This window comes from Dolichospermum sp. UHCC 0259 (assembly GCF_009711935.1).
Taxonomy (GTDB): Bacteria; Cyanobacteriota; Cyanobacteriia; order Cyanobacteriales; family Nostocaceae; genus Dolichospermum.
Map to the genome: position 1 here is coordinate 1 of NZ_VIKX01000286.1, position 23,309 is coordinate 23,309.

Sequence of the window (23,309 nt, forward strand, 5' to 3'; positions counted from 1 at the left end):
CACAAATAGAAAACTGACAGACCACTAGTAGTTCGTCAAATTTATTTTGACGGGTAATAATAGGAAAAACTTCTGTTTTCCCTCCCTACTCCCCCTACTTGCCTTTACCCGTCAATTAGTTCTTGACAGACTACTATTTCCCTCCCGGACGCTCCGCGATCGCTATAATTACATTAATTATTCCCTATACTCCTTTAGCCTCTGTCCTGGGATTTCAAGCCTTACCTTTGAGTTTTGTCCTCATTCTAATGGCCATAGTCGCCCTCTACGTCACGGCTGCGGAAATTGTTAAGGGTATTTTTTACAGTCGCATCAAGTTTTGAGAGGATATCTGAGAAGTTAAATGTTATCTGTAGTTATCCGCTACCCTAAGAACGTGATTTGAGCTAGAATTTTGCAAAGTGCGCCCTGCTGGAATCGAACCAGCCTGAAGACGAATTATGAGTTCGTTGCCTCCCCAATCGGCCAAAGGCGCTTATTTACTTGGATTTTGACCTTGTAATTTCAGCTTAGTCATTTATTTTATGACTTCACTTTAACCACAGTACACCATTATATCATAATTTGGCAACCTATAAACAATCATCAAGCACAATTCCCGATTTTTCTTCCTCTTGGGTGTAGAGAATGGGAAGTTTTGCTAAGATAAAAAATGCCAAATTCAAAAATCCCCATTAGCATATATAGTAACTAAATCTAAATTTCTATTTTCTGATGAAAATAAATACTACTGTACTACTAACCTTAATTTTGTTAACTCTGATGTTGGGTGCCGGTTCTGCGAGTGGTTTTTTGGGCTTTACCTTGGGAAGTATGGCACTTAAAGGTGTTACTACACCAGATGGTCGTCCTGTGACTAAACTTAACAGCAATAAGGCTAATAACTCCCAGGATGAAAGTGTAGCGTTTTTAAAAGAAGAAGATATTCTCAAAACCGTGAAATCACGAATTAACGACAAAAAAAAGGGTAATAAACCAGACAAATCTGAAGAAGAAGAAGAGATTAAAGTTACCAAACCGCAACCAAACGAAACACCCGTAGTCGAAGAGACTTCTCAACCAGGATTTCCTGTAACGGCTGAAAGTGAAGGTGTTACCATGTCTGTAAAATCTATTCGCTATTCCGGTGGTGATTTACTACTAAGAGTAAATATGCAGAACAAAGGTGCTGATTCTGTGAGGTTTCTCTATAGCTTTTTAGATATTAGTGATGACAAAGGCAGAACTTTGAGCGCCATTACCGAAGGTTTACCCGCAGAACTGCCCGCCAAAGGTGCAGAATTTAAAGGTACAATCAGCATTCCCACTGCTTTACTTGATGATGTCAAGCAGATATCTTTATCGTTAACTGATTATCCGGCTCAAAAACTCAAGTTACAATTGTCTGATATTCCTGTAGAGAAAGATAATTAGGGTTTGCTAAAAAAGTCTTTTCGTGGGGGCTAGGAGTCAGGAGTCAGGAGTCAGGAGTCAGGAGGAAGAAGAAAGAAGGAAGTATACTAAACACGGGTGGGATATAAACTTTTGCCAAATGACAAAGAACCCAGATGTGTAGTGTAGGGTTTAGCAGTGCTAAACCCCTACCCTTAGAATCAAATAATCAAACCCTAATTTAAAATTCGATTTGGGATTTTCTGCTCCAGTTGTTAAATTCTACACTATCTTAGACAGTGAGTGCTTTTTCTACCTTAAGTTGGACAGATACAGGACTGCGATTGTGTAGCGTGCTAGTGCTAATTGCTATCAATGCTTTTTTTGTGACGGCGGAGTTTTCAATGGTGACGGTGCGACGAACTCGGATTCAACAGTTGGTACAAGCTGGTGATATTCGAGCGATCGCAGTGGAAACATTACAACGTAGTATTGATAGACTACTATCTACAGCCCAATTAGGTATTACCCTTTCTAGTTTGGCGCTGGGTTGGATTGGCGAAAGTACAATTGCTGTATTGGTAGAAAAATGGCTCTATTCCTGGCCATTAAGTTTCAGAATTAATTATCTACTCGCTCATTCTTTATCGGTCCCCATTGCCTTTTTTGCTATTGCTTACTTGCAAATTGTGTTAGGAGAATTGTGTCCAAAATCAGTGGCTATGTTATATTCTGAACACCTAGCTAGATTTTTGGGACCATCTGTTAAATCTATAGTCCGGTTCTTCAGTCCCTTTATTTGGGTTCTTAATCAATCAACTCATTGGCTATTAAGATTGTTTGGAATTGAATACACTGGTCAAAGTTGGCGACCGCCTGTGACACCGGAAGAGTTACAATTAATTATCTCTACAGAACGAGAATCTACGGGTTTAGAAAATGCCGAACGAGAACTTTTAAATAACGTCTTTGAATTTGGGGATATTACCGCTGAAGACATTATGATTCCTCGCACTAGCATTATTGGTATCCCCATAACTGCGAGTTTTCAAACCTTACTTGAGGAAATAGCCACCACTGGTCATTCTCGCTATCCTATTATTGGTGAATCTTTGGACGATATTCGCGGTATAGTGTACTTTCAAGATTTAGCACAACCTTTGGCGTTAGGAAAAATCACCCCAGAAACACAAATTCGGACTTGGATGCGTCCACCTCGATTTGTACCAGAACAAACGCTTTTAAGTGAACTTTTGCCAATGATGCAGCAGGAGAAACCCGCTATGGTGATGGTGGTGAATGAGTTTGGGGGAACTGTAGGACTGGTCACTATTCAAGATATTATTGCGGAAATTATTGGTCATGCTGGTGAACTTGACAGTACCAATGATTTATTGATTCAAATGGTAGACAAACAGACATTTTTGGTACAAGCGCAAATTAATTTAGAAGAAGTTAATCAAATCTTACATCTCAATTTACCTTTAATTAGAGAATATCAAACTTTGGGCGGATTTTTGCTTTATCAATGCCAAAAGATTCCCAACAAAGGTGAGATATTCCATTATGACAATCTTGAATTTACTGTCATCTCTGTTACTGGTCCGCGTCTTCACCAAATCCAAATTAGAATTTTAAATGGAGATGAATAGTAACTTTGTCAAAATGGCGATCGCTCTACTTTGATATTATTGGATATTGGTTATAATATAGTATTAAGAATTATAAATATTCTTTGCTAATTAAAAACTACAGAGATGTTTATAATTGATCCATTTGTCACTAATTCAGAATGGTTGCATCAACAAAAAACACAAGAAAAAAAATACTCTTCATTTTGACTCCAAACACCTGACTGGGCGCAGGCCCTGCGCCCCTACTCCCTACTCCTTAATCCCTACATTTTAGCACTTCCTATGAATAATGATAAAGCAGTGATGAATTGGCAAGAACTCACTTCATCTAATGTAGTTGAGAATACAAACTCCAACTTTTTGGCAGAAATTGTTCAAGAAACTTTTGCTTTAACCCGTCGTCTATTTATTCAACTCCAACGTCGTCCCTCTAGCTTGATAGCAGGGATTATTCAGCCCGTTATGTGGTTGGTTTTGTTTGGGGCTTTATTCCAAAATGCGCCTACAGGCTTATTTGGTAGTACGACAAATTACGGACAATTTCTAGCAGCAGGTGTGATAGTATTTACTGCTTTTGCTGGGGCGTTAAATGCCGGCTTACCTGTGATGTTTGATAGAGAATTTGGCTTTTTAAATCGCTTGCTGGTTGCACCTCTAGCTTCGCGCTTTTCAATTGTTTTTGCTTCTGCTATTTTTATTATTAGCCAAAGTTTACTCCAAGCAGCGGTAATTGTGGCAGCAGCGGCATTTTTAGGGGCTGGTTTACCTGATATTACAGGATTATGTGCGATCGCTCTCATTGTCTTTCTACTAGCTTTAGGTGTCACCGCTATTTCTTTAGGTTTAGCCTTTGCATTACCCGGACACATTGAACTTATCGCCGTAATTTTTGTAACTAACCTCCCATTATTATTTGCCAGTACAGCCTTAGCTCCTTTGTCCTTCATGCCCGGTTGGTTGCAGGTTATCGCTACCCTCAACCCTCTCAGCTATGCAATTGAACCCATTCGCTATTTGTATTTACATAGCAGTTGGGGATTAAATGATATCGTTATGCACGCCTTTTGGGGTGATGTTACCTTTGGGGTAGCGTTGTTAGTATTACTCGGTTTTGCACTAGTGGCTTTATTGAGTATCCAACCTCAACTACGTCGCAGTCTTGCTTAAAAATATATAAGGGGAAATTTCATGAAAAGTCCATTTTTACCAGTTCGCAAAATTATTGTTGCCACTATCGCCGGCATAAGTTTCGCTTCTCTATTAGGAGTATCACCCACCTTAGCTAATCCTAGTCAACCTTTTGGGACTTTGGAAAGCGATCGCAATAGCAATAGCTTATCTGGTAATGGCTCAGATTTCAACCCGCTAAATCTCATGCACACCCTACAAAATAGCAATACCCAATGGAATGCTGAACAACAAAATCAACAGTTAGATCCAGCCATAGCCGCATTTAGGGCAGAACAACAGAAACTACTTCAACCTCAACTACAACAAAATCCCGGCACTTCTGCCATTATCCCTGGACAAAATCTTTTTCCTCTACAGATTTTACCATCATCAGGTGGAACAACACCTAAATAGGAAATACTGGGCGCAGACCCTGCGCCCTCAAGGAGTTACTTAATGATTAAAGTCCCAGTTTTGCTAAAACATCACTAGCATGGGTGGGGGTATTCACGGCTGTATCAACATGAATGATTTTACCATCACCATCAATTATGTAGGTAACACGCTTGGCATAACCACCACCATCAACATCATAAGCGGTGATGATGCTTTTGTTTGTATCAGCTAATAAAGGGAAATTCAGACTATATTTGGAAGTAAATGCTTGGTGAGCTACTTCATCATCAGCACTCACACCTAACACGACGATACCTTTACTTGTATATTCTGACTGAGCATCGCGGAAACTGCAAGCTTGTTTAGTGCAACCTGGTGTGTCATCTTTGGGATAAAAGTAGAGAACCACTGTTTTACCAGCAAAATCAGACAATGAAACTGGATTGCCGTTAGTATCTGTAGTGGTAAATGCAGGTGCGTCTGTACCAACTGTTAGAGGCATAATTCACCTTATCCTGTTTAAAAAATATTCATGCAATCAAGATTTTACAATAATTTACAATATTTAAATAACTTGCTTACCGAATATTCTGCCAAAGAAGTATTTATTTTCAAAATCTTGACAAAAAGCCCAACTTAGAGTAATAAAAATGCCTACAGTGGATTCCTCCAACCTTAAACCCTTAGTTTATACTAGCAAAGCCCTAGAAAGAGCCGAGCGATCGCTAATTTGTTCGCCCTTTAACCTGAATTTGTTTATAGCCATGACTAGCCAAAGTATCCAACTAGGTGCTATAGCAATGGAGAGAGGAACTCAACAAAGTTACACCAAGCAACCGTTATCAGAATTGACCTGTGAAAATGCTTTAGCCTGGTTAATTGATGTGGGAGTATTGCGGCGAGAAGTTGATGGTCAGGGGATTACAGACAGTTTTCGCCTAACTCCCTTGGGTCATCAATTGATTGTCAAATTAAAAGATCAGGAATTGCGTAATCCTTCCCTGAGCGATCGCTACAATGATTTTATGACTCGTTGGTTACGTTTACCCTTTTAAAATACCTCGTTCCTAGTCTCCGGCTAGGAATGCCAATGTTGAGGCTCTGCCTCATGTGTATCTCAATGTTAATATTCACAAAACCGCCCTGACCCTTCCTCCTTTAAGAAAGAAACATAGAAAAGAATAACAATTTATTCACAGATGCACTACTAAATATCAACATACTAAAATATCATTAAAAATGAAATCAATCATGGTAGTGGGAACAACATCCCACGCAGGGAAATCACTCATAACCACAGCTATTTGTCGGATTCTTTCCCGACGTGGCTGGCGAGTATCTCCCTTTAAAGGTCAAAACATGGCTTTAAACGCCTATGTTACCGCCAGTGGTGGTGAAATAGGCTATGCTCAAGCAGTGCAAGCTTGGGCAGCGGGAATACCCCCTCTGGTAGAAATGAACCCCATTTTACTCAAACCCCAAGGGGATATGACATCTCAAATTATCCTCAAAGGTAAAGCCATAGGTAAAGTCAGTGCCTCAGATTATTACGAACAATATTTCGACATCGGTTGGCAGACCATCAAAGAATGTCTACAATACCTATCTACAGAATTTGATGCCCTCGTGTGTGAAGGTGCGGGTAGTCCCGCCGAAATTAATCTCAAACACAAAGATTTGACTAATATGCGGGTGGCAAAACACTTGAATGCACCCACACTTTTAGTAGTTGACATTGATAGAGGTGGAGCATTTGCTCATGTCATCGGCACATTAGAACTATTAGATCCAGACGAACGCGCCTTAATTAAAGGAGTCGTCATTAATAAATTTCGAGGACAACGCTCAATTCTCGAACCCGGAATTAAATGGTTAGAAGAACGGACAGGGATACCTGTTGTCGGCGTAATTCCCTATTTAGAACAAGTTTTTCCAGCGGAAGATTCCCTCGATTTACTAGAACGCAAACCTACAAAGGCTAACTCTGAACTAAATATTGCGGTGATTCGTTTACCCAGAATTGCCAATTTCACAGATTTTGATCCCTTGGAATCAGAACCATCAGTCACAGTAAAATATTTACATCCCAAGCAAAGTTTAGGACATCCAGATGCAGTAATTATTCCAGGCACAAAAACCACCATTGCCGATTTAATTACCTTGCAAAAAAGCGGTATGGCAGAAGCAATTCAAAACTATGCGGCTTCTGGTGGCACGGTTTTAGGCATTTGTGGCGGTTTCCAAATGTTGGGACAATCTATAGCTGATCCAGAAGGAATGGAAGGACAAGTTGGTAAATATCCAGGGTTAAGTTTATTACCTATAAAAACAGTAATTACTGGTCAAAAAACTGCCCGTCAGCGTCAAGTTACCTCCAATTATCCCCAAGCGGGTTTACCTGTCACCGGGTTTGAAATTCACCAAGGAAGATCCCGCATAGAAAACCCAGCAGATCAAAAATTCTGTCAACCTCTATTTGATGATGCTAATTTAGGGTTAGTAGACAGTTGCCAATCAGTTTGGGGAACTTATCTACATGGAATCTTTGATAATGGTCCTTGGCGACGCGCTTGGGTAAATCGTCTCCGTCAACAACGGGGTTTAAAATCTTTACCCACAGGTGTAGCTAACTACAAAGAACAGCGAGAGCAGATGTTAGATTCTTTAGCCACTCAAATTGAAGAACATTTAGATTTAACACCTTTTATATAAGTGTTGCTGAACAGTTGTCGGTGAAGGTAGGGAACTCTCATTTTGAAAAAAATAAGGTTAGAATTGCGGATTATATGGATTACGCAGGAAAAAGGTCTGAATCACGGATTAGACGGATTGCACTGATTTCACGGATTTTGGTAACTCCTATCATAGCAAACAACCTAATCCGCGCCATCTTTTAATCTGTATAATCCGCGATCCTGACTTTTGAGCGATACCCGGATTCATTCAGAAATGTAAGGGTTTAAATGTCATGAAACCTTAAAATGAGAATTGCTGAAAAGAGATTTATGGTATTGACAAAGAATTTTTAAAATGTTATCATGAGTTTGATAAGGAAGGACTATCTTGCAGTTATTAAATTAATAAACAGACAAAATCCCCGACTTCTTCAAGAAATCGGGGATTTGATTGCAAACTAAACCTTACACTTACAGCATGGGTGCAAACTGAGACTTATCAGGTACTTCCGCGTACTCAGCCACAATTTGCCGAAGTTCGTCACCATTAATGGTTTCCTTTTCAATCAACAAATCAACCAAACGATCTGCCAGACTGCGATGATCACGCATGATCTTCTTGGCGTTGGTATAGCATTCTTCCACAATCAGTCTGACTTGAGCATCAATACGACAGGCGATCGCTTCCGAATACTCAGAACGGGTTGTCCAGTCACGACCCAGGAACACTTCACCCTGTTGGCTTTCCAGAGATAAAGGCCCTAAATCAGACATTCCAAACCGTGTTACCATTTGTCGTGCCATTCCTGACAACTGCTGCAAATCGCCACCAGCACCAGTTGTGACCTCTGCTGCTCCGAAAATTACCTCTTCAGCAGCCCGACCACCTAAAGCCCCTGTAATTCTGGCTTTTAGCTGAGAACGGCTAATTAGACCTTGTTCCTCATTAGGTGTAAACCAAGTTAAACCCTGAGCTTGTCCTCTGGGAATCAGAGTCACTTTTTGCACGGGGTCATGGTCTTTGAGTAAAGTCCCGACCAAAGCATGGCCGATTTCATGGTAAGCAATCAGACGCTTACTCTTGCTATCTACCAGGGGAGTACCTTCCATACCAGCAACTACCCGATCAACAGCATCATCAATTTCTAGCAAAGTGATGCCTTCTTTGCGTCTTCTGGCTGTGAGAATTGCCGCTTCATTGAGGAGGTTAGCTAAATCTGCACCGGTAAATCCAGGAGTCCGACGAGCGATCGCTTCTAAAGATACACTAGGATCTAACTTCTTATTTCTGGCATGAACTTGTAATACTTCCAAACGACCTTTAATGTCTGGTGCATCTACAGTTACCTGTCTATCAAAACGACCAGGACGCAACAAAGCTGCATCTAGGACATCAGGACGGTTAGTAGCAGCAATAATAATAATGCCGGTATTACCTTCAAACCCATCCATTTCTGTTAATAATTGGTTGAGGGTTTGTTCCCGTTCATCATTCCCACCACCGATACCAGCGCCCCGTTGACGACCCACCGCGTCAATTTCATCAATAAAGATGATACAGGGAGCATTATCTTTGGCTTTCTTGAACAAGTCACGGACACGGGAAGCACCCACACCCACAAACATTTCCACAAATTCCGAACCGGAGATAGAGAAGAAAGGTACACCAGCTTCACCAGCGATCGCTTTTGCCAGTAAAGTTTTACCAGTTCCTGGAGGTCCAACCAACAGTACACCCTTGGGAATGCGAGCGCCCACAGCAGTAAATTTCTCAGGTTGTTTCAAGAAAGTGACAACTTCCTGTAATTCTTCCTTCGCTTCTTCAATTCCCGCTACGTCATCAAACTTCACCCCGGTTTTCGCTTCCATTTGGAAACGAGCGCGGGATTTGCCAAAATTCATCGCTTGTCCAGGACCACCGGGAAGATTATTAGAACGACGGAACAAAAAGAACAAGCCAGTAATCAATAGAACTGGGAAAACTAAATTACCCAAAAGTCCCCAGATTGCCCCATCATTTCGCATTGGATGGGCATCAAAACTAACTTGCTTCTCCCGCAGCTTTTGAATTAATTCAGGCGCATTCACAGGCAAATCTACCCGCCAGCGTTGAGTGCGATTTTCGATGTCTTGGTCATTAGCTTCAATAATTGCGGTTCTACCACCATCGTATAAATCCACATTGATAACACGATCTGCATCCAAGTATTCTAGAAAGCGCCCATAGGTCATTCGGGTATTGGCAGCGTTTTTACTTGTGTCCGCAGGAACGCCGGCAAAAGCACCTTGCCAGAAGAAAAAGCCGATTACCAAAGCCAGCACTGACCAGAGTGCTACGACTCTCCAAGAAAATTTCATCTTTAATTTGCCTCTAAATGTCAATATGCTATACAACAGTCTGAACTATGATTTGTGTGATTAATCTGATTTAGATGATTAATTAATTTGTCACAGCAATTAATCATAAAAATTCCAGTTTCAGCGGATGACGATTTGCGTGATTAATTTGATTTAGATGGTTAATTAATTGGTAAAAGCAATCAATTAGTCACAAAAATCACAAAAATCATCAAAATCACAGTTAAGACAGCCTGAGAATGAGATGTTCTATGGCAGATTCACGATTTTTATCAAGAATCTTAATTAAACTTAACTTAATTCTAATACAAACTTAGCACACAAGCACAAGCTCAGGGTAAGAAGTTGATATAAAAACAGTCAGAACCCGCTCCTGATAAGATTTTGGATTTTGGATTTTGGATTATTAAAGGCTTACTGTACAAGCTTTACATTATTAAAATTGGTATAGCAGCGCTCGAATTAAGAAACAAAAAGCCTATACACCACCACTCTTCTTTCTCTTTCTTCCTCTTTCTTCTGACTCCGAACTCCGAACTCCGAACTCCGAACTCACTTCCCTTCCGTAATTTTTAAGGTATAAGGTAGGGATTCATTCTCCTTGTAAGAACCAATCCAAATTTGATAAGTACCTTTTAGCCATTCCCCAACAATACCGGGGTTTTTACCGTCAAAGTCATCATTGCACCAAGTTCCACCGGGTCCTTTAATAATCATGGTGGTGTCTGCCGGACTTTGGACTACTAATTTCAGATAGTCAAACTTACTGGTAAGTTTCAAGGTATGATCTGGGACTTCATCCATAAATCCTTGACAAGGTCCAGTTGGTGGTGTTTCTGCTTTTCCTGCTATTTTGCTTCCCGGTGTTGCCCCACCACTCATTCCCCTGACTGTCAAGGGATCTGGAGAAAATGGATGTTGAATAGTCACATCTCCAAAAATCGGCGCGGCTGTTTGAGCATTAGCCACTAGATTAAATCCGGCTGTAACGCACAGTACAACTATGATTCCTATAGGAAAAGCTGTTTTTAACATTGCATTTATAGAAGAGTGCTAAATACCTTTGAAGACATGAATTTACGGTCTCAAGTTCCTTTAGATAAAAGACTTGAGTACCGCAGAGAATTTAAAATTCCCAAAAATTCTTACCCAATACCCAGTAATTAATTGTTGCCAATTGCTTGGTTTAAGCGGGATTTATCTAAACCAATCTGATTAAGTAGTAACCAAGATTGAATTAAATCAGGTCCATGTACATCCCCTGTTAATCCTGCTCTGAGCGATCGCATCACTAAGCCTTTTTTCACATTCTCTGATTTCACAACCTGCTTAATAATACCTTGAGCGACATCGGCAGTTAACTCTGGTTGACTTTCTAAAACTGTGATAATTGCTTGTAGGACAGTCTTCACTCCTTCTTGCTGTAATTGTTGACTGCCTTCTTCAGTCAATTCTACCCCATCGGTAAAAAATACCTTGGTCATCTCCACAGCATCCACCAACCGAGTCAAACTAGCAGCAATTAACCCCACTAGCTGCTCTAACCAAGCACGTTCTCTCCCCTCTGTCAATGGAAATCCAGCTTTTTCCCAGTAGGGGATGAGCAAATCTGTCAGTTGTTCAACTGGCATACTGTGAAGATATTGGCTATTTAACCAATCCAACTTATCCCAGTCAAATTTAGCACCAGCTTTATTCACCCGCTCAAAGCCAAAATCCTTGGCTGCTGATTCTAAATTGAATATTTCTTGCGTAGAATCCGCCGGCGACCAGCCCAGCAAAGTCATATAATTGACTAAACCTGCCGCCGTAAAGCCCATATTTTGAAAGTCACAAATGGAAGTTACTCCATCTCGCTTCGATAATTTGCGCCCTTCTTGATTCAAAATTAAGGGTGTATGGGCAAATTCGGGAATCTTCGCCCCGAAAGCTTCATACAACAGGATTTGTTTAGCCGTATTGGCGATATGGTCTTCACCACGAATGACATGACTAATTTGCATATCAATGTCATCTACAACCACCACAAAATTATATAGTGGTTGACCAGTCCCATCACTAGCAGCGCGAGCAATGACCATATCACCACCCAAATCGCTACCACGCCAACTCATTTTTCCCCGAACTAAATCATTCCAGACAATTTCCCGGCCATCATCTATTTGGAAACGAATTACCGAAGAACGTCCTTGTGCTTCAAATTCAGCCCTTTTTTCTGGGGTGAGGTGACGGTGGCGGTTATCATAGCGGGGTGCTTCCCCTCTAGCTTTTTGCCCTTCTCTCAAAGCATCTAATTCTTCAGATGTTGTGTAGCAGCGATAAGCCAATCCTTGGTCTAGTAATTTTTGAACTGCTTCTTTGTAAAGATGTAGGCGTTGAGATTGAAAAAATGGCCCTTCATCCCAATTCAATCCTAACCAGCGTAGTCCATCCAGAATATTATCTGTGTATTCTGGGCGCGATCGCTCTAAATCAGTATCTTCGATTCTTAAAATAAACTTGCCATCATGGTGACGAGCAAACAAATAGTTAAATACAGCCGTTCTCGCTGTACCAATATGTAGATTTCCGGTAGGACTCGGAGCTATGCGAACTCTGACAGTCACAATTAATTCTCTCTTTTACAAATCATGATTACACATACTGAAATTGAAACTTGCGAGCCTGTTTATAAACCCGTTATTTCATATTCAGTATTTTAGAACGGGACTGACGGGGCTCGAACCCGCAACTTCCGCCGTGACAGGGCGGTGCTCTAACCAATTGAACTACAGTCCCTTGTTTTTTGCTTAACTTGCACTCTCACTATTATGCCCAGTCTTTTTATTTTTGTCAAGTAGTTCGAGAAAAAATTTTTTCAGAGGTAATTAGGGCTGACGCACCGACTCAATAAGTGATTCCCAAAGCCGAAAACGACATAATTTCGTTCATTAATCTCAGGACAGGTTGGTACAGAGCGTAGGTATTATCAAATTAAGCTCCCAAGTGTTTCAGTATTTCTAGTTGAATCTGTCCATACTGCTGTTTTAACAAGCCTTTACTTGTTTCTGATTCACTAGAAACCTTGATGCTCTGACTTTGTTGCACCCAATTTTTGAGATTTTGTGTTTGTGAGGGAGCAATACTAATACTGAACATATTAGTGCAGCAATGTGAAGGTTCTAAAGTAAAGAAAAGTAAGGAATAGGACTCATTTTCTGCCAATGACCACACCAATTTGAGATTTTGGGAATTTTGCATATCTAAGTAACATGGCAGCCATTTAGGAGTAAGGTCACGGTCGTAAAGCAGTGTTATCCATAACAACATCGGATGGGGATGTGTAATAAAAATAAATCTAGTGTAGCGTGTAGTATGGGCATAATTTTGAATTTCTAATTCTGGCAACATTATCCATAAAGAAGCTGTAAATACGTTGTTTTCACTAATTAGTTGAGGAAAAACAATTTTTTGAGTCGGTTTATTTTGAGGCCAAGTAAATTGTTGATCAAGTATTATTTTTGTTTTAGATAATTCAGAATTTCCCAAATCTGAATTTAAAACTGTTTTGTCTAAGGATTGTTCTATTTTGTCCAAAACCTGGAGAATTTCCATCATATTTTGGGGACGTTGATCTGGCTTTTTCGCTAAACAATTCATAATTAAATCATTTAGTTGCTGTGGGACTTGGAGACGAGGTTTCACATCTGATATATGTTTTGGTGATTCAAATAAATGTACTTGATACCAAGCCCCAAATCCTTCCGCTGTTGGTTGCCAAGGTTTTTGCCCTGTCAACATTTCAAACATGACTACACCTAAGCTATAAATATCAGAGCGACTATCTATATCTTCACCGTCTAATTGTTCAGGAGAACAGTATGGCAAAGTTCCATAAAACTCTTCATCCTTAGTCATTGATTCTGTACTATTGAGAAATTTGGCGATGCCAAAATCCAATATTTTAACTAATTTACCTAAGATGGGATCTGGAGTGACAATAATATTAGCTGGTTTAATATCTCTATGAACTAATGGCTGAATTTTTCCGTCAATATTGACACCTTGATGAGCGCATTTTAAGCCTAAACAAATTTGCCGAGATAGATTGAGAAACACTGGGACAGACAGAGGAATTAATTCCTTTAAACTTTGTCCAGATAAATATTCCATGACATAATATGGGTTGCCATTACTCGTTACACCATAATCATAAGCATGAACAATATGAACACTTTTTTGGCTTAAAGCTGCACTGAGAAGAGCTTCACGGTTAAAGCTTTCTTGTCTTTGAGTATCAATAACAGTTTCAGATAAAAACTTAATGGCTACTGGTGTTCCTCCTAGCAGCATATCTTCTGCTAAGAATACCTCACCCATGCCACCTCTTTCAATTAGTGTTTTAATTTGATAACGGTTGGCCACCAACTCCTGATTTTGTGGAGGCAGGTATGGACTATTATTCACGTTAATAACCTCTACAGTCAAGATGGGATTTATTTTGAATGATGACTATTTGTAGTTGAACCCTTTTTTAAGAAACTATCAAATACCTTACGTACCCATAATTTAACATAACCTTTAATTTTGTTTCTGTCTCTATTTAAATTGGTTGCTATTTGTACCTTAAGTTTTTCATAGTCAATTTTCAGTAAGTTTTTAGCTTCCTGACTGGAAATATTGGTATTTTCTAGATGACTGAGATTTATCCAATCAGCTAGACATTGACGTTGTGTAGCACTTAAAGTCAAGGTCATGACTTTGGGTTGATTATTGGGGTTTTCTAAGGTAAAAAATAATAGATGATAATAGCCTATTCTTTCTAAAGATTTGACAATTTTTTGCCCAAGGTCATTTTTCATATCTAAATAGTTCGATAACCATCTAGTCAGAACAGATTCTTCATTATATAGCATGATTATCCATAATACCATTGGATATATCTGAAATTGGCTAATAAATTCAGTATGATGTTTTTTATTGATTAATTGATCAATTTCTTTTTGGGGTAGCATTGCCCAAAATGTGGGAATAACGGCTTCTTGTGTGTATAAAAGATGGGGAAATCCAATTAATGCTTTTGGTTTATCTTTGGGCCATTTTTTCTGCAAACATTCTTTTTCAGTAATTGCTGTAATCGGTATTAATTCTACGGCTGCTGTGGGAACTAATGGCTGATTACTGCTTTTTTTAGGATTAATTATGAGATTTTCTTTATCTAATTGTGTTTTAACTTTATCTAAAACATTTAATATTTCTTGAACGCTTTGGGGTCTTTTATTTGGGTCTTTAGCTAAACAATGGATGACTAATTTCTGTAATTCATCAGGAACTTCAATTAAAGGATTTACCTCTGCAAATGTTGGCGGATTTTTAAAGTGATGAAGTTGATACCAAGTACCGAAGGATTGACTCGTATTATGTAAGGGATGTTTTCCCGTTAACATTTCAAACATTAATAGTCCCAAGCTGTAAATATCAGAACGGGCATCTATATGTTTTTGTCCTTCCATGTGTTCTGGAGATGAGTATGGTAAACTCCCCACAAAGGATTCTGTTAGTGTCATTCCACCAGTTTCTGTTAAAAATTTGGCAATTCCAAAATCAAGAATTTTCACCATTTCTGACTTTTTACCGGTTTCGTTAATAAAGATATTTTCTGGTTTAATATCTCTATGAACTATAGGATAAATTTTACCTTTGAGGTAAACACCTTGGTGAGCGCAATGCAAACCCAAACATATCTGCTGACAAATTTCTAAAAATACTGGTAAATTTAAATAATTTTTTTTAATAATTAAGTTTAATGGTCTACCGCGCAGATATTCCATGACGTAAAAGGGGATTTTCTGCTCAGTTACTCCATAGCTCAATAAGCGGACAATATTTTTACTTTTTTTACCTAGTTGGGCGCTAACAAAAATTTCTCTGCCAAAACGTTCTGCTACTTGCTTACTAGTAAGCCGTAAGGTGAGGATTTTTACGGCTACTAGCATACATTCTTTAGATACATCTTCTGCTAGATAAACTTTTCCCATTCCTCCTTCTCCGAGTAAATCTCTGATTAAATAGCGGTTATTTAATAACTTGTCTATGAAAATATCTGGTTTTTCTGATTTTGTGGTGGTGTTTTTATTCATAAATATTTCGTAAATTTTGTTAATGCAGAAGTTCTGATTATTTTTAAAAGTTAGGTATTCTGAGGCGACGTAATAATTTAGTTAATGGAGATTCAATTTTCAGCTTAAAGGCTAAAATTTGGGTTTGTTGTAGTCCGTTAAAATTATTATCGCTGATTAAAATTAGTGATGGTTGCCCGTCGGGTAGTTTTGCACCTAAGGTCAATCCTTCGATATTATCTAATGATACATCTAAAGTTCGTAAATCTAAGAGGAGTTTTTTTTCTGCTGGCTGGATTTTATCAGGGTCAATTTTGGTAATGCTGTCTATGTTATGGATATCTGTGGCGTTATTGAGGGAAACTTGAAACAGAAACACTGTAAATCCCAAACCGGTGAAACTTCTTTCTATACTGAGAAAGTTTCCTGAATTATCGATCGCTAGTAAATCAGGTAAGCCACTGGCAAATTTACCTGTAGGATTAAACAATGGTGTAACTGGTTGTGTTTGGTAGAGAAATTCCTGTTCTGGCTGCTTGGTGAAGAGGTTATATTGCAAAATGCGGCAAGAACTACCAACACCGGATTGGGCTGCTGTACCATCTTGAATTAAGGCGTTTTCGGTGGCTGTAAAGAGAAGTTTTTGATTAGGTGTAATGGTGAGACTTTCAAAGGCTAAGTTGTTGCGAATGCCTTTTTGCTTTTGAGAATCTGGCAAAAATTTATCCGGTATGGGTAAGGTATTAATTGTTTGTCCAGAAGCTAGGGCAAATTCTTGAATAAAGGGATTGATGAGTCTGTCTACATCACCTTCGGAGGAAACAAATATGGTATCTTGATTGGTGAGGGCAATTCCTTCTGTATCAGTAGTATTGGGGAGGAATGGTTGATTATTCGTATTTAATACGTTTGTGACACTTACGGGAATAACATTGTTATTGGTTAATTTACCTTTGCTGAGGTCAATTGTTAAAGTATAAAAACGGGGTGGTGCTTTTTGCCCCCGATCATCTGATATTACATAATATAGGTTATTTTTGGCATCGTAAGTTATTCCCGATAATCCGCCAATTTCGGTTTTTTGGAAAGTTAAACCAGTCGGTAAGGTGGCTTGACCAATAAATTCTATGCTGTTGATAGTTAAAGAAGCAGAAGCAAAATTATTAAACAGAAAGCTAATAAAAATTGAGGAAATGGTAAAGATGAGAATCAGGAATAGTTTCCGAAGTTTTGGCAAATTCAACATAGAATAATAGGAGTCAGGAGGTAGGGGCGCAGGGCCTGCGCCCAGTTAGAAATTAGGAAGAAGGAAGAAGAAAGTTTTATGCACTTGTGAAAAAACTGACTAGCCAATCTTTGACAGTACGGGTGGCGCGACAGTCATCTTCGTTGTAGTCTTGGATGATTGCTAATAAAGTGCGATCGCCTGTTTCTAGCCACTTATCATACCAGTAAATACATTTAGCACCATTGGCTTCCTGTTCACGCCATTCAAAACCCAACCAACGGGCAATAGTTTTTAACGCATAACTATCTATCGGTAAAGCCACACTTTGAATTAATTGCTCATAGATATCCACAAACCGATTCAGGAGAGGATGAATTTCATTATAAGGTGTGCGATAAAGTTTTCCCAACCGTTTGACTGTATCTACTTCATACGCACAAAAATGATAAATTGGTGCTTGGGGATATTGATTCACTAAATTTAAAAATTGTTGCCAAATTAGTGGTTCTTCTTCCGGTTGTTCCGCCAAAAAAGCATAAAATTTTTCAGTATTAGCAACTCTATCCACAACTAAAACACCTAAAAGATAATTCAAATTTAAATCTGGTTGGGCTTCAATATCAAAATAAAGTTCAATCGGTGCTGTAAAAGTTAGATATTCTAAAGAAAAAGAATCAGCAAGAATTAAGGGTTGTTTAGTGAATACAGCTTGCGCTTGAATAACTAATTTAGCTGCCACATTACTATCAAATCCTGTCAAATTTTCTAAAGTGCTAGGATGGGTCTGCGCCAGTGCTTCTAAAGTAGTAATATCCAGATTTTGCAGTTGAGTATAGCGAATCGGTGTTACACCGGGCAACAGAGAAAGGTGTTCTTGAGATTTCGCTTTCGCATAACAATAATTATACCAGGGACAAAGATTACATTTCTGCCGAGAAATAAAAATCTCTGGTGCTTCCACCGACTCAATAACTTGAATATATTCCCCTAAAATATCCAGCATTTGTGGTGTCCATTTATCTAAATCCACCACATAAGTTTTATCTTTATCTCGCAATATCAGCCCAGCTTTCCTCAGAACCACATCCTGAACCGTAGCTAAAACTTGGGCGTGAAAAGCAATAACTACCTGATATTCCTGCTTAGGACGTTTACCCAATTCAATATTAACCGGGACATAATTCCAATTGCCGAAACAGGATTTCCCCGGCTGTTTCACAAGCAAATCCGGGCGACTCAGCAAAGTATATTTTTCACGATAGGTAGTTAATATTACACCACGACGAATATAACTTACCCCTTGCTGCATCAATTCTAGAGTTGATGCTGCTCCCGCTTGCCAATCACCCGCAACATAATCTGGTTCATAATAACTTAACTTCCTGACTATCCGCTGATGATGAAGGTTTTTGTCCTGTTGCACCTTCAGCATTAACTCATTGGGAATCTCCCGCTGAAGATAATCACCATAAACATCTAAAAAAGGTCGTCGTTGACAACGTTGAAACTGTAGTAAAAGTTGAGCATTAATTAACATCCTTTTAAGCTAACAATAATTCAGAAATTAAAGGAAATTCAGGAGAAAGGAGTCAGGAGTCAGAATGAAGAATGAAGAAAATTTTTCTATTACCTATTATTTATTACCTATTACCAATTACCTGTTCCCTATTACAAATTACCTATTCCCTGGACAATTAAGAATTGAATTGTTCAGCCAAATACTGTAATTCTTGTTTTTCATGTTCAATCACAAACACATTAGAATAAAGATTGGCAATAACTTGTTTTCCTTGTTGAGTCAAGGATAAATAACGCAGACCATCTGTAATGTAAGGATAAACACTATTCCAATAAAACTTGGCGTAGTTTTTGCGTAAATCCCCAGGATTTTGATATCCTAAAATCTTCGTTACACCTGTTTCTTCAAACTCATAGTATAAACTAGTGATTTTTTTCAAATAACGTGGGTCACTTAATTGACCAATTAAATCAGCCGCACGGACTAAACTAGCAAAACTATGGGCATCGTGATGATCGTCTACCGTAGGTACGGGAAATCTCGTTAATTCAATATTACTTTTAATTACTTCAGCATCAATCAATGGATGTCCACCAAAACGTTCATCAATAAATTGTTTAGCTCTATCCACATGATAGGGTGTAAGACTGGCATCGGAAGCACCAGCCGGCAGAGAAATCATACCACCACCCTGACCGGTAGCATATAAACCCTCAGATTCTTGATCTTGGCGACAAACACCTTTAACATAACCAATATCATGACAGAGCAGGGAAATAATACAATGCAGCCAATCCTCGCAGGAAACCCCACCCTCACGGATATGTTTACCCCGCAAAATTTCCTGTCCTACCAGAGTAACCAGCACAGAATGTTCGACATTATGGTATAGAGCATCACTGTTGGCGATATTTTCTAACGCCATATTACCAGCCCAAGCAATAATGTCTTGATAATTCGTGTTTAAACCACCGTAAGTGCGTTGATATCCTTCTCGAACTTGATTAACGAAAGCATTAATTATAATTTCAGTGGTATTGAACATACGGGGTTCTCAAACTATATGTTTAATATATTCAGGTTTCTTGACTAACACTGTATGAAAGCGAAATATTTATAACTGACAAACAGTTATTTTCCCAGCTTACATGATTTTCCTCGGTTTTGGCTAATTTAACCTTCCGCACCCCAAAGGCGGTATTAAACCCATCATCCTCATTACTACCAAAATTAAAGTGTAAATCGTTTTTTGTGGATTTTTGCAACTCTTAATCATTTATCTGCTCATTTTTGGGCTAGATATTGCTACACTGAATTTCATACAAAATCATAATTGTTGTCCCCTACACCTTGTGAGAGCATAAGAATCAGCTTTCTGGTGTCATCAAGAAAAGAAAGATAAAAGAGCAAATCAAAACATGGTAGAATCCCTCAGAAAACCAGTCTTTGACGAAATCCGTTCTGGAGTTAAGTCCCCTGCCAAGGAAACCCTTTTAACACCAAGGTTTTACACAACCGATTTCGATGAAATGGCACGGATGGATCTTTCCGTCAATGAAGAGGAATTAGAAGCTATTATTGCAGAATTCCGAATTGACTACAACCGCCATCACTTTGTTCGAGATGCTCAGTTTGAACAATCCTGGGAGCATATTGACGGGGAAACTCGTAAATTGTTTATTGAATTTCTCGAACGTTCTTGCACAGCGGAGTTTTCCGGTTTCTTGTTATACAAAGAACTGGGTCGCCGCTTAAAGGATAAAAGTCCTCTTCTAGCGGAAGGCTTTAACCTGATGTCACGGGATGAAGCCCGTCACGCTGGGTTCTTGAACAAAGCTATGTCAGACTTTAATCTTTCTCTAGATTTAGGATTCTTGACAAAAAGCCGTAGTTATACGTTCTTTAAGCCCAAATTCATATTCTACGCTACCTATCTTTCTGAAAAGATTGGTTATTGGCGTTATATCACCATTTATCGTCATTTAGAAGCCCATCCTGAAGATCAGATTTATCCAATTTTCAACTTTTTTGAGAACTGGTGTCAGGATGAAAACCGTCACGGTGATTTCTTTGATGCGGTTATGAGAGCGCAGCCACAAATGTTGAATGACTGGAGAGCAAAACTATGGAGTCGCTTCTTCCTGTTATCAGTATTTGCAACTATGTATCTCAATGATATTCAACGCAAAGACTTCTACGCTTCTTTGGGATTGGATGCGCGTGAGTATGATATTCATGTAATCAAGAAGACTAATGAAACCGCTGGTAGAGTCTTCCCAGTGATTTTGGATGTTGAGAACCCAGTGTTTTATCAGCGTTTAGATGTTTGCGTCCAAAATAACGAAAAATTGGCAGCAATTTCTAGTTCTAATACTCCTAAATTCTTCCAATTCTTCCAAAAATTCCCAATCTATGTATCTCATGGTTGGCAGTTATTACAATTATATCTAATGAAGCCTATTGATGCGGCTTCTGCTCACGGACAAGCTCGTTAATTTGAGTTTGATTTTTACTTGAGGAGTGGTTTTGTCTTGGACAGAACCACTTTTTTATTGTTGCTAATTGAAAGTATGAATTAGCCTCATGCAAAGGCGCAAAGACGCAAAGGTAAGAGTTTTAATAGCGTAGTAAGGAATAGCCTGTAATTTTATCAATATCATGCACAAAAGTTTTAGATATCAATTACCATTTCTGCTGACATTTTGTTTACTTAGTAATTTATTACCTGCTACGGGTGCGGTTGTCTGTCCCACAAATGTTAAAGAATTAAAAGTAGCTGGGTATTATGATAAGAATGGTAGTAGTGGCCGTAGCGGTAGAGATGGACGCAGTGGGACAAGTCAGACGATAAATGCTGATGGTTCGGCGGTTAATCTTGACTTATCTGGAAAAGATGGTGAAGATGGCGAAGATGGTGAACCGGGTTCTCGTCCTAGTTGTCGAAATCAGCGGGAAGAGGGACGGGATAATATTAATGCCCCTAATGGTGGTGATGGTGGTAGCGGTGGTCAGGGTGGCAATGGTGGTCAGGGTGGCGATCTGACGGTCTATTATACGAATTTGGCAGATTTAAAGAAAATTGCTGTTCGCGCTGTTGGTGGCGAAGGTGGACGGGGTGGACGAGGCGCTAGAGGTGCGGCGGGTTGTTCCTGTCGTCAGCGACGTTGGGAGAGAGAAAGCTGTACAGGAAGCCCTGGTACTCCTAATCGTCGCTGTACTCAAAAGGTTTATCGTTGTTATGATGGGCGTGATGGCAGTGATGGTAGTGATGGCCGTGATGGAACACGAGGGCGATTAGGAATTTTAAGTATAGTTAATAGTAAGGAAGCTGTAGCAGATGATAAACCAACTGCGGATGTAGGAATTTCTCAATTAGCAAATCAACAGTTTAATCTTTCTAAAAATAAGTGGCAAATTCGTCAAGGGGCAAAGTCTTTGCTGGCAATTGGTTCTGTAATTGCTGATGAATATCGAGAGTTTGAACGGCGTTTGAATGGGAGTTTTAAGTTGGTTTGGCTAGAAAAACAGGCTATTAGCAATTTTGCTAGTCAATCGGTTAAATTAACTTTAAATGATAATCAAGAAATAGATGTTGCTTTTTCTGAAAAGGTCTGGGTTGATGGTATTGCTAAAACTACGGGAAGTTTGACGGAATATACTGTAAATCATGCTATTTCTCAGGAAGATGTAACTAGGTTAGCTGTGGCTGAATTTGCTAATTCGGGACAAAATCTCAGTTTCAGAATTGTTGATTTAGCTGGTAAATCTGATGTGATTAATACTCGGTTTAAAATAAAATATCGAGCGCAAGATAATTTTGATGATGCTTTTAATCCTCAAACTTTATATGAGGGGGAAATTCCCACAGAATTGGTAAGTCGTAATTATAATAATTTTACTCTAGCTTTGGGTAAGTTGAAAATTCCGAGTCAAGCTTTAAATCCGGGTGTAAAGGTTGATATTGAAGTCGTAGCAATTCGTTCTTTAGGTGGACGTTCTGCACAGCAAAAAATGAGTTGGCAAGGGGTTATTCGTAAGCGATGATAGAGTAGGAGTCAGGAGTCAGGAGTCAGGAGTCAGGAGTCAGGAGTCAGGAGTCAGGAGGAAGAAGGAAGAAGAAAATTACAACTAACAACTAACAACTAACAACTGACAACTGACAACTAACATCTTTTCAATTATTTTCCCATGTTGCGTTTGAGTTTTTCTAATTCATCTTGGGTTTCCCAGCGACGAAATGTATTTTCTAGGTCATCAAAGTTATTGTTGGAATTAGTAGCTGTATTCCAACCATGAGTTTCAGTTTCTAGTCTTTGTTGGGTTTGTGATTTGGTTCTGGCTGTTTGTAATTCGGCTGCTTTGGTTTGGACTTCTTGACGACGTTGTTGAATTTTGCGAAGTAGTTCTTGGGATTGGCTAATGCGTTCTTTTACGCCTTGCATTTGTCCCCACATCTGATTTCCTTCTCGGAGTAATGCTGCTTCTCGTTCTTGGGCTGGGGTGGCTAAGTCTTGTCTACCTGCGGCTTGGGCTTTTTGAATACGGATATGCCATTTTTGGATTTCTTGGGCTGTGGAGAGGATTTCATCTTGCGATCGCTTCTCCTGCAATTGTAACTCGGAAACTAACTTTAATGTGTCTTCTTCTTGTTCCCGCAGTTGTTCTAAAAGTGCTTCTAACTCTAAATGAGGGTTATTTCTCAAGAATTCTTCTAAACGACTTTCCAAAAACCGACTTAAATCATCAAATAAACTCACTGTTAATACTCCAAATATTAGATATATGTTTATTTTATAACAGGGAACGTAACTGTTCACACTCCCCCACTAAAAAGGAATTAGGAAGTAACAGGGATAGGAG

General features: G+C 39.1%; 19 protein-coding genes and 2 tRNA genes. 9 read left to right on the forward strand and 12 right to left on the reverse strand.

What is annotated here, in order from left to right; genetic code table 11:
- Positions 1-122 precede the first annotated feature (122 nt).
- Positions 123-323, forward strand: a complete 201-nt coding sequence (locus tag FJR05_RS23650) for a hypothetical protein (RefSeq protein ID WP_168646374.1) — start codon at positions 123-125, stop codon at positions 321-323.
- A 79-nt stretch (positions 324-402) separates the two neighbouring features.
- Here FJR05_RS23650 and FJR05_RS23655 read toward each other — a convergent pair.
- Positions 403-475: transfer RNA gene (locus tag FJR05_RS23655), tRNA-Ile, on the reverse strand.
- Between the two features lie 239 nt (positions 476-714).
- Here FJR05_RS23655 and FJR05_RS23660 point away from each other — a divergent pair.
- The 4 genes from FJR05_RS23660 to FJR05_RS23675 all read left to right on the forward strand — a co-directional run bounded on the left by FJR05_RS23660 (position 715) and on the right by FJR05_RS23675 (position 4,589).
- Positions 715-1,413: a hypothetical protein gene (locus FJR05_RS23660; protein ID WP_168646375.1), complete on the forward strand. Its 699-nt coding sequence runs from the start codon at positions 715-717 to the stop codon at positions 1,411-1,413.
- A gap of 257 nt (positions 1,414-1,670) precedes the next feature.
- Positions 1,671-3,023 carry a hemolysin family protein gene (locus tag FJR05_RS23665; RefSeq protein WP_168646376.1) on the forward strand — a complete coding sequence of 451 codons (1,353 nt, stop codon included), beginning with the start codon at positions 1,671-1,673 and terminating at the stop codon, positions 3,021-3,023.
- Between the two features lie 264 nt (positions 3,024-3,287).
- A complete protein-coding gene (locus tag FJR05_RS23670; RefSeq protein ID WP_168646377.1) occupies positions 3,288-4,172 on the forward strand; it encodes an ABC transporter permease in 885 nt (294 codons plus the stop codon).
- A 21-nt stretch (positions 4,173-4,193) separates the two neighbouring features.
- A complete protein-coding gene (locus FJR05_RS23675; protein ID WP_168646378.1) occupies positions 4,194-4,589 on the forward strand; it encodes a hypothetical protein in 396 nt (131 codons plus the stop codon).
- A gap of 46 nt (positions 4,590-4,635) precedes the next feature.
- Here the strand turns inward: FJR05_RS23675 and FJR05_RS23680 are convergent, their stop codons facing one another.
- Complete coding sequence (locus FJR05_RS23680; RefSeq protein WP_168646379.1) at positions 4,636-5,073, reverse strand: peroxiredoxin; 438 nt, start codon at positions 5,071-5,073, stop codon at positions 4,636-4,638.
- Positions 5,074-5,221: 148 nt separating this feature from the next.
- Here FJR05_RS23680 and FJR05_RS23685 point away from each other — a divergent pair, with 148 nt between their 5' ends.
- A complete protein-coding gene (locus FJR05_RS23685; RefSeq protein ID WP_168646380.1) occupies positions 5,222-5,626 on the forward strand; it encodes an Npun_F0494 family protein in 405 nt (134 codons plus the stop codon).
- Between the two features lie 184 nt (positions 5,627-5,810).
- Complete coding sequence (cobQ, locus tag FJR05_RS23690) at positions 5,811-7,283, forward strand: cobyric acid synthase CobQ (protein ID WP_168646381.1); 1,473 nt, start codon at positions 5,811-5,813, stop codon at positions 7,281-7,283.
- A gap of 434 nt (positions 7,284-7,717) precedes the next feature.
- On the opposite strand, the gene ftsH2 is transcribed toward cobQ, so the two are convergent.
- The 9 genes from ftsH2 to FJR05_RS23735 form a co-directional block, all read right to left on the reverse strand.
- Positions 7,718-9,604 carry an ATP-dependent zinc metalloprotease FtsH2 gene (gene ftsH2, locus FJR05_RS23695; protein WP_168646382.1) on the reverse strand — a complete coding sequence of 629 codons (1,887 nt, stop codon included), beginning with the start codon at positions 9,602-9,604 and terminating at the stop codon, positions 7,718-7,720.
- 552 nt (positions 9,605-10,156) lie between these two features.
- Entirely contained in the window at positions 10,157-10,639 is a 483-nt protein-coding gene (locus FJR05_RS23700) for a hypothetical protein (protein WP_174783835.1), read from the reverse strand.
- Between the two features lie 128 nt (positions 10,640-10,767).
- Complete coding sequence (gene gltX / locus FJR05_RS23705; RefSeq protein ID WP_168646383.1) at positions 10,768-12,210, reverse strand: glutamate--tRNA ligase; 1,443 nt, start codon at positions 12,208-12,210, stop codon at positions 10,768-10,770.
- Positions 12,211-12,308: 98 nt separating this feature from the next.
- Positions 12,309-12,382 (reverse strand) — tRNA-Asp (locus FJR05_RS23710).
- 195 nt (positions 12,383-12,577) lie between these two features.
- Complete coding sequence (locus FJR05_RS23715) at positions 12,578-14,050, reverse strand: serine/threonine-protein kinase (RefSeq protein ID WP_168646384.1); 1,473 nt, start codon at positions 14,048-14,050, stop codon at positions 12,578-12,580.
- A gap of 29 nt (positions 14,051-14,079) precedes the next feature.
- Complete coding sequence (locus FJR05_RS23720) at positions 14,080-15,723, reverse strand: serine/threonine-protein kinase (RefSeq protein ID WP_168646385.1); 1,644 nt, start codon at positions 15,721-15,723, stop codon at positions 14,080-14,082.
- A 43-nt stretch (positions 15,724-15,766) separates the two neighbouring features.
- The gene (locus FJR05_RS23725) at positions 15,767-16,948 is read right to left on the reverse strand and encodes an esterase-like activity of phytase family protein (RefSeq protein ID WP_168646386.1); all 1,182 of its coding nucleotides are present in this window, start codon (positions 16,946-16,948) and stop codon (positions 15,767-15,769) included.
- 76 nt (positions 16,949-17,024) lie between these two features.
- The gene (locus FJR05_RS23730) at positions 17,025-18,467 is read right to left on the reverse strand and encodes a TM0106 family RecB-like putative nuclease (protein WP_168646387.1); all 1,443 of its coding nucleotides are present in this window, start codon (positions 18,465-18,467) and stop codon (positions 17,025-17,027) included.
- 157 nt (positions 18,468-18,624) lie between these two features.
- Positions 18,625-19,494: an Npun_R2479 family HD domain-containing metalloprotein gene (locus tag FJR05_RS23735; protein WP_168646388.1), complete on the reverse strand. Its 870-nt coding sequence runs from the start codon at positions 19,492-19,494 to the stop codon at positions 18,625-18,627.
- 373 nt (positions 19,495-19,867) lie between these two features.
- On the opposite strand from FJR05_RS23735, the gene acsF reads away from it, so the two are divergent.
- The gene (gene acsF / locus FJR05_RS23740) at positions 19,868-20,944 is read left to right on the forward strand and encodes a magnesium-protoporphyrin IX monomethyl ester (oxidative) cyclase (RefSeq protein ID WP_168646389.1); all 1,077 of its coding nucleotides are present in this window, start codon (positions 19,868-19,870) and stop codon (positions 20,942-20,944) included.
- 163 nt (positions 20,945-21,107) lie between these two features.
- Positions 21,108-22,493 carry a collagen-like protein gene (locus FJR05_RS23745; RefSeq protein WP_168646390.1) on the forward strand — a complete coding sequence of 462 codons (1,386 nt, stop codon included), beginning with the start codon at positions 21,108-21,110 and terminating at the stop codon, positions 22,491-22,493.
- A 134-nt stretch (positions 22,494-22,627) separates the two neighbouring features.
- Here FJR05_RS23745 and FJR05_RS23750 read toward each other — a convergent pair whose 3' ends face one another.
- Entirely contained in the window at positions 22,628-23,206 is a 579-nt protein-coding gene (locus FJR05_RS23750; protein ID WP_168646391.1) for a TIGR04376 family protein, read from the reverse strand.
- Positions 23,207-23,309 lie beyond the last annotated feature (103 nt).

What these genes read in the sequence shown, in the direction of transcription:
- FJR05_RS23660 (WP_168646375.1), top strand. Translation starts at nt 715, where the DNA reads ATGAAAATAAATACTACTGTACTACTAACCTTAATTTTGTTAACTCTG.
- FJR05_RS23670 (WP_168646377.1), top strand. Translation starts at nt 3,288, where the DNA reads ATGAATAATGATAAAGCAGTGATGAATTGGCAAGAACTCACTTCATCT.
- FJR05_RS23675 (WP_168646378.1), top strand. Translation starts at nt 4,194, where the DNA reads ATGAAAAGTCCATTTTTACCAGTTCGCAAAATTATTGTTGCCACTATC.
- FJR05_RS23680 (WP_168646379.1), bottom strand. Translation starts at nt 5,073, where the DNA reads ATGCCTCTAACAGTTGGTACAGACGCACCTGCATTTACCACTACAGAT.
- FJR05_RS23685 (WP_168646380.1), top strand. Translation starts at nt 5,222, where the DNA reads ATGCCTACAGTGGATTCCTCCAACCTTAAACCCTTAGTTTATACTAGC.
- cobQ (WP_168646381.1), top strand. Translation starts at nt 5,811, where the DNA reads ATGAAATCAATCATGGTAGTGGGAACAACATCCCACGCAGGGAAATCA.
- ftsH2 (WP_168646382.1), bottom strand. Translation starts at nt 9,604, where the DNA reads ATGAAATTTTCTTGGAGAGTCGTAGCACTCTGGTCAGTGCTGGCTTTG.
- FJR05_RS23700 (WP_174783835.1), bottom strand. Translation starts at nt 10,639, where the DNA reads ATGTTAAAAACAGCTTTTCCTATAGGAATCATAGTTGTACTGTGCGTT.
- FJR05_RS23720 (WP_168646385.1), bottom strand. Translation starts at nt 15,723, where the DNA reads ATGAATAAAAACACCACCACAAAATCAGAAAAACCAGATATTTTCATA.
- FJR05_RS23725 (WP_168646386.1), bottom strand. Translation starts at nt 16,948, where the DNA reads ATGTTGAATTTGCCAAAACTTCGGAAACTATTCCTGATTCTCATCTTT.
- FJR05_RS23730 (WP_168646387.1), bottom strand. Translation starts at nt 18,467, where the DNA reads ATGTTAATTAATGCTCAACTTTTACTACAGTTTCAACGTTGTCAACGA.
- FJR05_RS23735 (WP_168646388.1), bottom strand. Translation starts at nt 19,494, where the DNA reads ATGTTCAATACCACTGAAATTATAATTAATGCTTTCGTTAATCAAGTT.
- acsF (WP_168646389.1), top strand. Translation starts at nt 19,868, where the DNA reads ATGGTAGAATCCCTCAGAAAACCAGTCTTTGACGAAATCCGTTCTGGA.
- FJR05_RS23745 (WP_168646390.1), top strand. Translation starts at nt 21,108, where the DNA reads ATGCACAAAAGTTTTAGATATCAATTACCATTTCTGCTGACATTTTGT.